The sequence below is a fragment of the Rhizobium indicum genome (assembly GCF_005862305.2).
In the GTDB taxonomy this organism is placed as follows: Bacteria; Pseudomonadota; Alphaproteobacteria; order Rhizobiales; family Rhizobiaceae; genus Rhizobium; species Rhizobium indicum.
The window spans coordinates 1,021,375-1,034,712 of the sequence record NZ_CP054021.1 but is presented as its reverse complement, the minus strand read 5'-3'; the positions used below and the strand labels follow the sequence as shown (position 1 = coordinate 1,034,712).

Annotated in this window: 15 protein-coding genes; 6 read left to right on the top strand and 9 right to left on the bottom strand. The window is 61.6% G+C overall.

The window, feature by feature from the left end:
* Positions 1-33 precede the first annotated feature (33 nt).
* Together FFM53_RS05105 and ndk are read left to right on the top strand one after the other, a co-directional pair.
* Positions 34-723 carry a glutathione S-transferase family protein gene (locus tag FFM53_RS05105; protein WP_138387617.1) on the top strand — a complete coding sequence of 230 codons (690 nt, stop codon included), beginning with the start codon at positions 34-36 and terminating at the stop codon, positions 721-723.
* Positions 724-804: 81 nt separating this feature from the next.
* Positions 805-1,227 (top strand): nucleoside-diphosphate kinase, encoded by a 423-nt coding sequence (gene ndk / locus FFM53_RS05100; protein ID WP_003547097.1) that lies wholly within the window; start codon positions 805-807, stop codon positions 1,225-1,227.
* Positions 1,228-1,311: 84 nt separating this feature from the next.
* Here the strand turns inward: ndk and FFM53_RS05095 are convergent, their stop codons facing one another.
* Both FFM53_RS05095 and FFM53_RS05090 read right to left on the bottom strand, forming a co-directional pair.
* Complete coding sequence (locus FFM53_RS05095) at positions 1,312-1,815, bottom strand: hypothetical protein (RefSeq protein ID WP_138387616.1); 504 nt, start codon at positions 1,813-1,815, stop codon at positions 1,312-1,314.
* Positions 1,812-2,357, bottom strand: a complete 546-nt coding sequence (locus FFM53_RS05090) for a CGNR zinc finger domain-containing protein (RefSeq protein ID WP_138387615.1) — start codon at positions 2,355-2,357, stop codon at positions 1,812-1,814. The genes FFM53_RS05095 and FFM53_RS05090 overlap by 4 nt, the downstream gene beginning before the upstream one ends.
* A gap of 65 nt (positions 2,358-2,422) precedes the next feature.
* Between FFM53_RS05090 and FFM53_RS05085 the strand changes: the two genes are divergently transcribed.
* Positions 2,423-3,319 (top strand): branched-chain amino acid ABC transporter permease, encoded by an 897-nt coding sequence (locus tag FFM53_RS05085; RefSeq protein ID WP_138387614.1) that lies wholly within the window; start codon positions 2,423-2,425, stop codon positions 3,317-3,319.
* 1 nt (position 3,320) lies between these two features.
* Here FFM53_RS05085 and FFM53_RS05080 read toward each other — a convergent pair whose 3' ends face one another.
* The 5 genes from FFM53_RS05080 to FFM53_RS05060 all read right to left on the bottom strand — a co-directional run bounded on the left by FFM53_RS05080 (position 3,321) and on the right by FFM53_RS05060 (position 7,884).
* On the bottom strand, positions 3,321-3,782 hold the full coding sequence (locus FFM53_RS05080) for a molybdenum cofactor biosynthesis protein MoaE (RefSeq protein WP_138387613.1): 462 nt from the start codon (positions 3,780-3,782) through the stop codon (positions 3,321-3,323).
* Between the two features lie 261 nt (positions 3,783-4,043).
* Positions 4,044-4,298, bottom strand: a complete 255-nt coding sequence (gene moaD / locus FFM53_RS05075) for a molybdopterin converting factor subunit 1 (RefSeq protein ID WP_017959832.1) — start codon at positions 4,296-4,298, stop codon at positions 4,044-4,046.
* On the bottom strand, positions 4,295-4,885 hold the full coding sequence (pgsA, locus tag FFM53_RS05070) for a CDP-diacylglycerol--glycerol-3-phosphate 3-phosphatidyltransferase (protein ID WP_003547103.1): 591 nt from the start codon (positions 4,883-4,885) through the stop codon (positions 4,295-4,297). Before pgsA ends, moaD begins: the two co-directional genes overlap by 4 nt.
* Positions 4,886-5,077: 192 nt before the next feature.
* A complete protein-coding gene (gene uvrC / locus FFM53_RS05065) occupies positions 5,078-7,120 on the bottom strand; it encodes an excinuclease ABC subunit UvrC (protein WP_138387612.1) in 2,043 nt (680 codons plus the stop codon).
* Positions 7,117-7,884 carry an SDR family oxidoreductase gene (locus tag FFM53_RS05060; RefSeq protein WP_138387611.1) on the bottom strand — a complete coding sequence of 256 codons (768 nt, stop codon included), beginning with the start codon at positions 7,882-7,884 and terminating at the stop codon, positions 7,117-7,119. Before FFM53_RS05060 ends, uvrC begins: the two co-directional genes overlap by 4 nt.
* A gap of 364 nt (positions 7,885-8,248) precedes the next feature.
* Between FFM53_RS05060 and FFM53_RS05055 the strand changes: the two genes are divergently transcribed.
* Positions 8,249-8,884, top strand: a complete 636-nt coding sequence (locus FFM53_RS05055) for an outer membrane protein (RefSeq protein ID WP_138328343.1) — start codon at positions 8,249-8,251, stop codon at positions 8,882-8,884.
* An 85-nt stretch (positions 8,885-8,969) separates the two neighbouring features.
* Here FFM53_RS05055 and FFM53_RS05050 read toward each other — a convergent pair whose 3' ends face one another.
* Both FFM53_RS05050 and FFM53_RS05045 read right to left on the bottom strand, forming a co-directional pair.
* On the bottom strand, positions 8,970-9,566 hold the full coding sequence (locus tag FFM53_RS05050; RefSeq protein WP_138387610.1) for a glutathione S-transferase: 597 nt from the start codon (positions 9,564-9,566) through the stop codon (positions 8,970-8,972).
* A gap of 61 nt (positions 9,567-9,627) precedes the next feature.
* Positions 9,628-10,497 (bottom strand): 23S rRNA (adenine(2030)-N(6))-methyltransferase RlmJ, encoded by an 870-nt coding sequence (locus FFM53_RS05045; protein ID WP_138387609.1) that lies wholly within the window; start codon positions 10,495-10,497, stop codon positions 9,628-9,630.
* A 16-nt stretch (positions 10,498-10,513) separates the two neighbouring features.
* On the opposite strand from FFM53_RS05045, the gene FFM53_RS05040 reads away from it, so the two are divergent.
* Together FFM53_RS05040 and FFM53_RS05035 are read left to right on the top strand one after the other, a co-directional pair.
* Positions 10,514-12,718 carry a molybdopterin oxidoreductase family protein gene (locus FFM53_RS05040; RefSeq protein WP_138387608.1) on the top strand — a complete coding sequence of 735 codons (2,205 nt, stop codon included), beginning with the start codon at positions 10,514-10,516 and terminating at the stop codon, positions 12,716-12,718.
* Positions 12,715-13,308, top strand: coding sequence for an NUDIX domain-containing protein (locus FFM53_RS05035; RefSeq protein ID WP_138387607.1), 594 nt, complete (start codon positions 12,715-12,717; stop codon positions 13,306-13,308). The genes FFM53_RS05040 and FFM53_RS05035 overlap by 4 nt, the downstream gene beginning before the upstream one ends.
* The last annotated feature ends 30 nt before the right edge of the window (positions 13,309-13,338 follow it).

The window sequence follows — 13,338 nt, the reverse complement described above, 5'->3', positions numbered from 1 at the left end:
AATGCATGGAGCTGCGATCTCGAAAGGACTGTTATGACCAGAGCCCTCTATTCCCTCTGCGGAGCCGACGAGCGGCGCTTCTTTTCGCCCCATTGCTGGAAGGCGGTGATGGCGCTGGCGCATAAGGGGCTCGATTTCGAGGAGATTCCGACGACTTATGCCCGCATCCGCGCGATCGGCGGCGGTGTCTCGTCGATCGTGCCCGTTCTCGACGACAACGGCCGGCTGATCCCCGACAGTTTCGACATCGCCCTCTATCTGGAAGAGGTCTATCCCGAGCGGCTGTCGCTGTTCAACGGCGAGGGCGGCAAGGCGCTGTCGCGGATGGTGGAAGGCTATTCGCAGATGATCATCCATCCGGCGATCATGCGCATCGCCCTTCTCGACATCCATGCGAACCTCGACGAGGAAGACAAAGCCTATTTCCGCGAAAGCCGGGAGGCTCGGCTCGGCAAGCCGCTGGAAGTGGTTGCCGCCGACAGCGAAGCGGAGAAGGCGTCCTTCAGCGCCAAGCTCGAGCCGTTGCGGCATATGCTGAAGTTCCAACCCTACGTCGGCGGGCAAACGCCGCTCTTTGCCGACTATATCGTCTTCGGCGCGCTGCAATGGCTCCGTGTGTCGGCCGGTCTCGCCATGCTAGCCGCCGACGATCCCGTCATGGCCTGGTTCGAACGCTGCCTCGATCTTCACCAAAGCTGCGGCAGGACTGTGACAGCGGCGTGAAATTGCCGCCTACCTCTTGTTTTCGGGCGTTGGGGCGGGTAAAGACCGCCCACTTTTCCCGAGAAAACAGAGGATTTGACTATGGCGATTGAACGCACCTTCTCGATGATCAAGCCGGACGCGACCAAGCGCAACCTGACGGGCGCCATCACCAAGATGCTCGAAGATGCCGGCCTGCGTGTCGTCGCTTCCAAGCGCGTCTGGATGAGCCGTCGCGAAGCCGAAGGCTTCTACGCCGTTCACAAGGATCGTCCCTTCTTCGGCGAACTGGTCGAAGGCATGACCTCCGGCCCGACCATCGTCCAGGTGCTGGAAGGCGAAGGCGCGATCCTCAAGAACCGCGAGATCATGGGCGCGACCAACCCGGCAAATGCTGACGAAGGCACGATCCGCAAGGTTCACGCTCTGTCGATCGGCGAAAATTCCGTTCACGGTTCGGATGCTCCGGAAACGGCTGCCCAGGAAATCAAGTACTGGTTCTCCGATACCGAAATCGTCGGCTGAGGCCACGCTTCGGCATTCGCCGGCAATGCCTTGAATTGACTCTCGAAAGCCGGGGCCTTGCTCCGGCTTTTTCCATGCATTTCTCTATGCCGGGCATTTGTCGGTATTCGAGAAATCGACGCTGCCGTCAGGCTTGAAGACCTCCGGGTTCTTTTCATAAAGCGCGCCGACGACAAGCGGCTTGCTCGGCAGGACGGTCTGGTCGAGGTCGGACCGGAACTGCGTCTTCAATTCCTGCAGCACCTTGCCGTCCTTGTCGACCAATCGGACACTCACGGAATAGGGACGGTCCTTGCGCACGCAGTGCAGGTTTTCGCTCTGCAGCGCGATCTTGTCGTCGATCGGATAGATCTTCTGGTTCAGCACCAGCGGATCGCCTCCTTCAGGATTTTCGAATTCGGCGATGATGACGGAGCCGTCGGGGATAGGCCCCGTCTTCTTCAGCGTCAGCAGATAGGTGGCGCTCGCCACCCGATAGTTGAAGACGAAGAGATGGCCGGTGACCTCAACCAGGTTTTCAGCCTGGCGCTGGCAGGCTGACAGCATCACCCCGGCCACCACCGCCATCACGATCCAATGCTTTCTCATGGCGTCTCCTCCTTCTTGCGGCGATAGTGACGGTTCGCCTTGGCGCGGTTGCCGCACACCGCCATGTCGCACCAGGCCCGGCTTCTGTTCTTGCTGCGGTCGATGAACAGCCAGCCGCAATTGCCGCAGATCTTCATGCGCTCCGGATCAGGCATGGCGATCAGCCGCAGCACCGAATGGGCGGTCGCCGCGGCCAGGCTGTCGGGGCCTGCGTCGCGCAATGTCTTCGCCAACGCTTCCAGCAACCCGGCCAGCAACTGGTCGTCGCCGCCATTCAGTATACGCTCGCGGAAATAGAGGTCGATCACTTCCCGCAGCGCGATGAAATCCGCCTCGTTTTCCGCCGCCACCGGCACGATGTCGCCGAAGAGGGCGCGCTCGGCGCAGAATTCGGCGGCGGCGCGCGGAAAGCTCCGCATCTGGTCCCTGACCGCGAAGCGGTCGATCCGCCGCGTTGCATCGTGGCGCAGAACGACGCTGTTGACGACATCGAGTGCCAGCACGCCGCCGGCAAAGCGGTGAGGAGTCCAGGAAAAGCTCATGGTGAAATTATAACTGGTGAAATAGGTTTTACCAGTTATAATTTTGGTGACGCGGAGTGTCTGGAATGGCTTATCTTCTGCAGCAGCTGGCGAATGCGGTTCCGCTGGCCGCCCTCTATGCCGCGCTTGCCTTCGGTTATGCCGTAGCCTTCGGCGTGACGAAGCGGGCCGACATCACCTATGGGGCGATCTTTGCCTTCGCGGGCCAGATCCTGCTGCTCTTCACCGAACTCGCCTTCAACCGCTTCTGGCTGGTGCTGCCGGCCGCCCTTGCCGTCGGCGCCTGCACTTCCATCGTCTATTCGCTGGCGGCGGGCCTATGGATCGGCCGCTCGATCATGCTGCCGCTGGTCAGCAAATCGCCGAATACGGTCATCGTCGCTGCCCTCGGCATCATGATCGTCCTCATGGAGACCGCCAGGCTCGCCGCCAATACCCGCGCCATCTGGTTGCCGCCATTCCTGAACGACACGGTCGTCTTCTGGAGCGACGGCCCATTCAAGGTGACGCTCACCCATATCCAGTTGATCAACACGGCACTGATGTGCGCCATCGTCGTCCTGGGTACGCTGATCCTCAGGCGCACGGCCTGGGGCCGCGTCTGGCGCGCCGTTACCGATGATCCGCTGGCAGCCGAACTCTGCGGCACCAGCGCCAACCGCGTCTTTCTCGTCGCCTATGGGGCCGCAGCCCTCGTCGCCACCATCTGCGGCATCCTTGCGACTTTCTATTACGGCTCGATGGATTTCGGCGCCGGCCTGATGTTCGGGCTGAAGGTGCTGCTGATCGCGGCGGTCGGCGGCTATTCCGATCCGTTGCGCTCGGCGGGCGGCGCTGCCGGGCTTGCCGTCGTCGAAACCATGTGGGGCGCCTACGGCCCCTTCGTCTGGCGGGATCTGGTCGTCTTCTCGCTGCTCGTCCTGCTCTTGGTCATGAGCCGCAGGGAGCGCGTCGTGCTCTAACTTATTTCCACTTGTCGCGGGCTGCGTCGTCGGCGTCTTTCGCCGCGACCCAGTCGCCGGTGGCGCCATCCCTGGCGTGCTCCTTCTTCCAGAAGGGGGCTGCCGTCTTCAGGAAGTCCATGACGAAATTGGCGCCGTCGAACGCCGCCTGCCGGTGCGGTGCGGCTGCGACGACGAGCACGATATTCTCGCCGGCTGCGATCTTTCCGTAACGGTGGATGGCAGTCAGGCCGAGAAGTCCGAAACGCGCAATGGCAAGATCGCCGATGCGCCGCATCTCCGCTTCCGCCATGCCGGGATAGTGCTCGAGCTCGAGTGCCGCAAGTGTCCCGCCTTCATCGCGGCAGAGGCCGGAAAAGGTGACGACGGCGCCGATGCCGGCTTTGCCCTTGGAGAGGCGATCGACCTCGGCTTGCAAGTCGAAGTCTTCACGCTGGACACGGATGGTGGGGGTGATGGTCATGATAGCATCCCCAACTGCTTTGATGTCGTAGCGGAGGCTATGGAGAGGGCGTGCCGCGCCAACCCCCCTCTGCCCTGCCCGTCATCTCCCCCACAAGGAGGGAGATGACGGGCGGCTTGACCATCGTGCCCATGTACAGTTTTGTCGGGCTGCGACGTTGATTGCTTGGGGAAGTTCGTACTCCCAGCCAATCTCCCTCCTTGTGGGGGAGATGCCCGGCAGGGCAGAGGGGGGTAGCGACACGGCACCACCATCACCGCCTCATCCCCCCGTCATCGGCGGAAATATCCCGATTTCCCGCGCGCCTGATATCGGCTCGTCATGCTCGACATGCTCCATGTCGAGCGCCACGCGGATCACGTCGGGATATTGAAGTGCGGTCTCATATTCTTCGCCCAGCGTCTTCAAATGATTCAACAGATCGGCAACGGTGACGACGGAGGAGGGGAGGTCGATCTCCTCCTCGCCCTTGCCGATGCGCTCCCGCACCCAGGCGAAATAGACAAGCCGCGTCATTCCTCGTCATCCACGATATGTTTCACCCCGGCGCGGAAATAGTCGTAGCCGGTATAGATGGTCAGCAGCGCCGCGATCCACAGCAGCGCGATGCCCGTCTGCGTCGTATAGGGGAAAATCTCGTCGCCGGCCGGGCCGGCGAGCAGGAAGGCGATGGCGACGAGCTGCAGCGTCGTCTTCCACTTGGCGATCCGCGTCACCGGTACGCTGACCTTCAGCGCCGCCAGATATTCGCGCAGCCCCGACACCAGGATCTCGCGGCAGAGAATGGTGATCGCCGCCCAGATCGACCAGCCGGCGATGGTCTGGTCGGCCGCGACGAGAAGAAGGATCGAGGCGACAAGCAGCTTGTCGGCGATCGGATCGAGCATGCGGCCGATATTCGACGTCTGGTTCCAGATGCGCGCGAGATAACCGTCGAGGAAATCGGTGAGCGAGGCGATGACGAAGATCCACAGCGCCACCCAACGCGCCGTATTGCTGATCGACAGCCTGCCCTCGATGAAGAAGCAGAGAACGATCAGCGGTACGGCGAGGATGCGGCCGTAAGTCAGAAGATTGGGAATGCTGTACGCACGCGATGCCATGGGATCGTTTCTCTGAATTGATGCACCGCTACAGCGCCGCGCGCCTTTTCAGACGAGCCAAGGACACTGTAACACTTTAGAACCTCCGCATCATGCTCGGGCCGATGCGGTAGATGACGGCTTTGGCTGCGGACCGTCAACATTCTTTCTGTCTTTTCACCGCCTTTGCGTGGAATTTGCGACGGACGCCGGTTATTTCGCGGCGTCGTCATGGAAATGGTTATAGACCTGCCTGGCGACAGCTTCCGATATGCCTTCCACCGCCATCAGGTCGGACAGGGCGGCGCGCGAAACCGCCTTCGCCGTGCCGAAATGCTGGAGCAGCGCGCGTTTGCGCGACGGGCCGATGCCGCCGATCTCGTCGAGCGGGTTCTTGATCATTTCCTTCTTGCGGCGCGCCCGGTGCGAGCCGATCGCGAAACGGTGCGCCTCGTCGCGCATGCGCTGGACGAAGTAGAGCACCGGATCGCGCGGCGGCAGGGTGAAGCTCTCGCGTCCCGGCGGGAAAAAGCGTTCGCGCCCGGCATCGCGGTCGACGCCCTTGGCGATGCCGATCGCCGTCACGCTGTCGGTGATGCCGAGTTCGGCAAGGATGGCGCGCACCGCCGTCATCTGTCCCTGGCCGCCGTCGATGAGGATCACATCGGGCCAGGTCGGGAAGGGCATGTCGGCTGCATCGGGGGTGGCCACGTGCGCCGTCCGGTCAGGGATGCCTTCCTCCTTGATCAGCCGCGAGAACCGCCGCGTCATCACCTCCTTCATCATGCCGAAGTCGTCGCCGGGTGTGATGTCGGTCGATTTGATGTTGAACTTGCGGTACTGGTTCTTGACGAAACCTTCCGGCCCCGCGACCACCATGCCGCCGACGGCATTGGTGCCCATGATATGCGAGTTGTCGTAGATCTCGATCCGCTGCGGTGCATAGGCAAGCCCGAACGTTTCCTTGAAACCTTCGAGCAGCCGCGACTGCGATGCCGTCTCGGCAAGCTTTCGCCCATGCGCCTCGCGCGCATTGCCGACGACATGGTCGACCAGGTCGCGCTTCTCGCCGCGCTGCGGCACGAGGATGGAAACCTTGTGGCCGGCCTTTTCGCTGAGTGCTGCGGCGAGCAACTCCAGCTCCTCGACCGTCTGCGACAGCATGATCTGCTTCGGCACCGGCTTGTCGTCGTAGAACTGCGCCAGGAAGGAATTCAGCACTTCGGCGCTCGAAAGCTGCGGATCGGCCTTCGGGAAATAGGCGCGGTTGCCCCAGTTCTGGCCGGTGCGGAAGAAGAACACCTGGATGCAGGAGATGCCACCCTCGTGATGGATGGCGAAAACGTCAGCCTCCTCGACGCCGGCCGGATTGATGCCCTGGTGGCTCTGCACGTGCGAAAGTGCGGCCAGGCGATCGCGATAGATTGCCGCCCGCTCGAAGTCGAGGTCCTCGGCCGCCTGGTTCATGGCCTCGGCCATATGCGACTTCACCTTCTGGCTTTTGCCGGACAGGAAGTCCTTCGCCTCCTGCACCAATTCGCCGTAACCCTCGTCGCTGACCTCATGGGTGCACGGCCCGGAACAGCGCTTGATCTGGTAGAGCAGGCAGGGTCGCGTGCGCGTTTCGAAGACGCTGTCGGTGCAGGTGCGGATCAGGAAGGCGCGTTGCAGCGAGTTGATCGTCCGCCCGACCGCGCCGGCCGAAGCGAAAGGTCCAAAATAGTCGCCCTTCCGCGCTCTCGCGCCGCGATGCTTGAAGATCGCCGGTGCCCGGTGGTCGCCGGTGATGAGGATATAGGGAAAGGACTTGTCGTCGCGCAAAAGCACATTAAAGCGCGGCCGCAAGCGCTTGATCAGATTCGCTTCCAGAAGCAGCGCCTCGGTTTCCGTGCGCGTCGTCACGAACTCCATGTTGGCTGTCTGGCGCACCATCTGGGCGATGCGGTTGGAATGGACGCGGCCGACGGCGTAATTGTTGACGCGCTTCTTCAGGCTGCGCGCCTTGCCGACATAGAGCACGTCGCCCTCGGCATTGAACATGCGGTAGACGCCGGGACTGTTCGGCAGCCGCTTGACGAATTCGCCGATCAGTTCCGCGCCGATAAGCCCGGTTTCATTGAGGCTGCCCGCATTCCAGTCGACCGCAGCCGCAAGCGGCACGGCGACGGAAGCGTCTTTTTCCACTTCGATATCGTCTTCGCTCTCATCCGTCTCGTCGTAGAGAACGCCGCCATCCGGCAGCTTTCGTCCGTTCATTCCGTAATCTCCGCCACATCGGGCGTCTGCCAGGCAAGGTGCTGGCCGCCGTCGAGGGCAATCATCTGGCCGGTGATCGAGGGCGTGTCGTAAAGGAAGCGAATCGTTTGTCCGAATTCCTCCAGCGCCGGCCCTCGCTGCAAGATAAGGGCTGAGACCTGCGCTTGGAAGTCCTCCATCGCCTGCCGCTCGCTCGGCATCGAGGGGCCGGGGCCGATGGCATTGACGCGGATGCGTGGTGCCAATGCCTGTGCAAGCGTCTGCGTCGCCGTCCACAGCGCGGATTTGGAGAGGGTATAGGAATAGAAGCTGGGCCTCAGCGCCCAGACCCGCTGGTCGATGATATTGACGATCAGCCCCGCTGCCTCAGTGGGCATCTGCTGCGCGAAGGCCGCCGCAAGGATAGAGGGCGCACGAACATGCAGGTCGAAGTGCAATGCCCATGTGGCGGCATTGAAACTACGCGCGGAATCATGCTGGAAGACCGACGCATTATTGATGAGCAGATCGAGGGGGCCGAGCGCTTCCGACGCCTTGGCAATGAGCTCTGCCGTTTCGCCGGTATTGGTGAGATCGGCCTGAAGGGCGATTGCCCGATATCCCTTCTGCCGCAATTGCGCCACCAGCTCTTCGGCCTCGCCGATGGAGCCGTTCGCGTGGATGGCAACGGAAAAGCCATTTGCAGCAAGGTCTTCGGCGATTGCCCGGCCTATTCTTTTAGCAGCCCCTGTTATGAGGGCCGAGCGAAGTCTTTTGTGGTTCAAAATCGTGCCTTCTGATCCCGCGAGTCTGTCTGCAGACTATATAGGCGCCGGCGGAGATTATATAAATAGGCCGTTGCGGTTGCGTCGGGGAGGGGGTATTCTATGTATTATTTAAGAATGCGATTTCTTAAAATAAGTATTTTAAGTTTAACACTTCAGTAGGGTTAATGAAATGTATGTTGCGCTAAAGCAACATCGAATTTCAGCCATGCGGCAGCCACAATGATATCACAATTTGGCTCTTTCAAATCCGCATTTGAGTTCCAATTTCAGTCTCGATCCGGAAGGGACATCTGGCAATATCCCGCCAATGCTTCACTGATAGACAGATGACAAGCGGCGCGGGACTGAAAGGAGATTAAGTATGCGTGTACTCATTGCTGGCCTCATGGCCTCCGTTTTTGCAATTGCGGGCGTCTCGGCAGCTCAGGCGGCCGATGCCGTCGACCAGATTCCGGAAGCACCGGTCGCCCAGGACGCACCAGTCAAGCCGGCAGGCAACTGGGAAGGCTTCTACCTCGGCGGCGCCGGCACCTACAACATGGGTGACTTCGGTTCCGACCGCCACACCTACGGTTTCGGCGGCCAGGTCTTCACCGGCTACAACTGGCAGCAGGGCCAGATCGTCTACGGCGTTGAATCCGATCTCGGCTACAGCGGCGACGACGTCTCCTCAGGCGGCGTCAAGAACAAGTACGGTTGGAACGGCTCCGTCCGTGGCCGCGTCGGCTACGACATGAACCCATTCCTGCTCTACGGCACGGCCGGTCTTGCCATCGGCGACGTCAAGGTTTCCGACGACACCTCGGACGAAAGCAAGACGAACTTCGGCTATACGGTCGGCGCCGGCGTCGAAGCCTTCGTGACCAACAACATCACGACGCGCCTCGAATATCGCTACACCGACTACCAGAGCAAGGATTACGACCTCGACTCCGGCAGCTTCTCGCGCGGTTACGACGAGAACAGCGTCAAGCTCGGTATCGGCGTCAAGTTCTAAGCTGGTTGAATATCCGAACATGGAAAAGCCGGGCACGTCGCCCGGCTTTTTGCTGTCTGCTCGTTGCTCCAGATGCTGAGCCCGCTCAGCCCTCAGACTTGAGCTCGCTGTGGGCCGGGAATTTCTTGTCGAACTGCCGCTGCCAGTCGATCAGCGGCGCATGATCGGCTTCCCACTGGTCCTTGAAGCGCAGCTCGAGATAATCGAGCGTCGCGGCCAGCGCGAAATGCCCGCCATTGAGCTTCTTGCCTGTTTTCGGCGGATTGGCGCTGAGATGAGCGAGCCCGCTCGTCGCCTTCTTCCACTGCCGGTCTATCCACGGCTGATGAACCTTTTCCTCGTCGCGGAAGCGCCGCTCGTAGACGATCGCCAGCAGGCAATCGCAGATGCCGTCGCAGAGCGCCTCGAGGATTTCCGCATCCGTACGCTTGGCCTTCTTGGAAGGGTAGAGCCCGCCCTTCGTCAGCCGGTCGAAATAATGCATGATCGCCACGCTGTCGTATATCGAGATCCCGTCATCGGTCAGCAGCGTCGGGATCTTGCCGAGCGGATTGTTGTCCACCAGGATCGCCGGTCCGGTATTGGTGTCGACCCGAATGGCGTTCAACTCCAGCTCCAGAAAATGCGCGGCCATCCGCACCTTGTTGGAATAGGGCGAGGCGGGCGAACAAAGGAGCTTCATGGAACACCTGATGAGATTGTTGGAGCTGCGGCGCGGACTATCCCTGAAGCAGCTTAACGGGTCAATCGTCCTTGACCGCCTTGTTCTCGCCGCGCAGCCAGAAGGCACGGTGCGAGGCGAAACGGTCTTGCGCCAGATGGTCCTTTAATGCGGGCAGCAATTGGTGCAGCTCATCCTTCAGCGTGAAGGGCGGGTTGACGATGACGAGGCCTGAGCCCGTCAGTCCGGTAATGCCGCGGTCGCTGCGAACGGTAAGTTCGGCGCAGAGCATTTTCGGGATGTCGAGCGCCTGCAGGGTCTCGTGGAACTCCTTGATCGGCGCGCCCTTCTTCAGCGGATACCACAGGCAATAGGTACCGCCGGGAAAGCGCCGATAGGCCTTTTCCAGTCCCTCGGCCAGCCGCTGATATTCGTCATCTTCCTCGAAGGGCGGATCGACGAGCACGATGCCGCGCTTCTCCTTCGGCGGCAGATGCGCGCCGAGCGCCAGCCAGCCGTCAAGCTCGGTGATGCGGGCATGGTGATCACCCTCGAACAGCCGGTGCAGCCTGACATAGTCCTCGGGATGCAGCTCCATCGCCGACAGCCGGTCCTGCGGCCGGAACAGCATCCGTGCAAGTTTCGGTGAGCCGGGATAGAAGCGGATGCCGCCCTGCGGATTGAGTTCGCGGATTGCCGCGAGATAGGGCTCCAGCAGTTCGGAAACCTGAGGGCCGAGTTCTGCCTCCATCAGCTTGCCGATGCCATCGAGCCATTCGCCGGTTTTCTGTGCTTCTTCCAAGGAGAGGTCGTAGAGCCCGATGCCGGCATGCGTGTCGAGCACGCGGAATCCGCCATCCTTCTTCTGCATGTAACGGATCAGCCGCGTCAGCACGACATGTTTCAGCACATCGGCAAAGTTGCCCGCGTGATAGATGTGGCGGTAGTTCATTTTCGCTGATGTCCGTATGAATTTGCGTCATGGGAAATTTTTGTGGCTTTTGGCCGTGCAAGCCTTGGAATATACAAATGCCATGAACATTGCGACCCCCATCCACGCCAAATCAGAAAAGCCGGACAACAGGGTGGGCCACACCGCCTGTCCGCATGACTGTCCCTCCACCTGCGCGCTGGAGGTCGAGATATCGGAGGATGGCCGCATCGGCCGTGTGCGCGGCGCAGGCGACCATTCCTACACGTCGGGCGTCATCTGCGCCAAGGTCGCCCGTTATGCCGAGCGGCTCTACCATCCCGACCGCCTGATGCATCCACTGCGCCGCACCGGCGCCAAGGGGGCAAGGCAGTGGCAGCAGATTTCCTGGGACGATGCGCTGGATGAGATCGCCGAAGCCTTTGTGAAGTCCGAGGCCAGGGACGGCAGCGAAGCGATCTGGCCCTATTTTTACGCCGGCACCATGGGCTGGGTGCAGCGCGATTCCATCGATCGCCTGCGTCATGCCAAGCGCTACTCCGGCTTCTTCTCGTCGATCTGCACCAACCCCGCCTGGACCGGCTTCACCATAGCGACCGGCACCCTTCGCGGTCCCGATCCGCGCGAGATGGGCCGCACCGATTGCGTCGTCATCTGGGGCACCAACGCGGTGTCGACCCAGGTCAACGTGATGACCCACGCCATCAAGTCGCGCAAGGAGCGAGGCGCGAAGATCGTCGTCGTCGACATTTACGACAATCCGACGATGAAGCAGGCCGACATGGCGTTGATCGTCAGGCCGGGTACCGACGCCGCGCTCGCTTGCGCCGTCATGCACATCGCCTTCCGCGACGGTTACGCCGATCGCGCCTACATGGCGAGATACGCCGATGATCCCGAGGGTCTCGAAGCGCATCTGAAGACCAAGACGCCGCAATGGGCCGCTGCCATCACCGGCCTTTCGGTCGAGGAGATCGAAGCCTTCGCCAGCCTCGTCGGCACGACGAAGAAAACCTTCTTCCGCCTGGGCTATGGCTTCACCCGCCAGCGCAATGGCGCGGTCGCCATGCATGCGGCGGCCTCGATCGCCACCGTTCTCGGCTCCTGGCAATATGAGGGCGGCGGCGCCTTCCATTCGAACAGCGATATCTTCCGCATGAACAGCGCCGAACTGACCGGCCGGTCGATGAAGGATGCCGATATCCGCATGCTCGACCAGTCGCAGATCGGCCGCGTGCTGACCGGCGATGCCGTGGCGCTGCGCCATCGCGGCCCGGTGACGGCAATGCTGATCCAGAACACCAATCCCGCAAACATCGCCCCCGAGCAGCGCCTCGTCAGAAGTGGCTTTGCCCGTGAGGACCTGTTCGTTGCCGTGCACGAGCAGTTCATGACCGAAACGGCCGAGATCGCCGATATAGTCATTCCCGCGACGATGTTCGTCGAACATGACGACATCTACCGCGCCGGCGGCCAGAACCATATCCTGCTGGGGCCGAAGCTGGTCGAGCCGCCGCCGACCGTGCGCACCAATCTCTTCGTCATCGAGGAACTGGCCAAACGCCTCGGCGTCGCCGATCGCCCGGGCTTCGGCTTCACCGCCCGAGAGATGGTCGACCGCATCCTCGAATCGAGCGGCCTGCCGGGCTACGACCATTTCCTCGAACATAAATGGTTCGATCGCCAGCCCGCTTTCGAGGAGGCGCATTATCTGAACGGTTTTGGCCATCCGGATGGCAAGTTCCATTTCCGCCCGGACTGGATCAATCAGCCGGCGCCGAACAAACCGCCGGCCGCGATCGGCGCGCTCGGTCCGCACGCCGCGCTTCCGGCCTTCCCTGATCAGGTCGATGTCATCGAAGTCGCCGATGCCGAGCATCCCTTCCGGCTCGCCACGTCGCCGGCGCGCAACTTCCTGAATTCGAGCTTTTCCGAGACCAAGACCTCCCGCCAGAAGGAAGGCCGCCCCGAGGTGATGATCAATCCGGCCGACGCCGAAGCCAACGGAATCGTCCATGGCGATCTTGTCCGAATCGGCAACAGCCGCGGCGATCTGCGCATCCACGCCCGTATCACTACCGAAGTGAAGTCAGGCGTGCTGATTGCCGAGGGCCTCTGGCCGAACAAAGCGCATGTTGACGGCGAGGGCATCAACGTCTTGACCGGCGCCGACCCTGTCGCGCCTTATGGCGGGGCGGCCGTCCATGACAACAAGGTCTGGCTTCGCAGGGACGCAGCATGATGCAGCCGAAATCACGCGTGAAGATCGTCAGCGAAGAAACACTGTCGAATGGGTGGACGCGGCTGAGCAGCTACCTCCTCGACTATATCGACCGCAAGGGCGCAACCCAACGGTTGAAGCGGGAGGTCTACCACCGCACGCCGGCCGCCTGCATCCTGCTTTATGATCCCAAGCGCGACCTCGTCGTTCTCGTCCGCCAATTCCGCCTCGCCGTTCATCTCAACGGCGATGCCGCCTGGATAATCGAGGTGCCGGCCGGCCTTCTCGACGATGACCATCCCGAAGCGGCGATCCGTCGCGAGGCGATGGAGGAGACCGGCTATCGCCTGCGCGATGCGCGCTTCCTGTTCAGATCCTATACATCGCCGGGTGCCGTCACCGAGGTCGTGCATTTCTTCGCAGCCCTCGTCGACATCGCCGACCGCGTGGCCGAAGGCGGTGGCCTGGACGAGGAACACGAGGATATCGAAGTCCTTGAGATCCCGCTCGACGAGGCGGCAGCGATGATCGAAACCGGCGAGATCTTCGACGTCAAAACGATCGTGCTTCTGCAATGGGCCATGTTGAATAGGGCAAGGCTGACGGCCTGAATCTGCGGGGCGAGCGCATCGGATCATTTC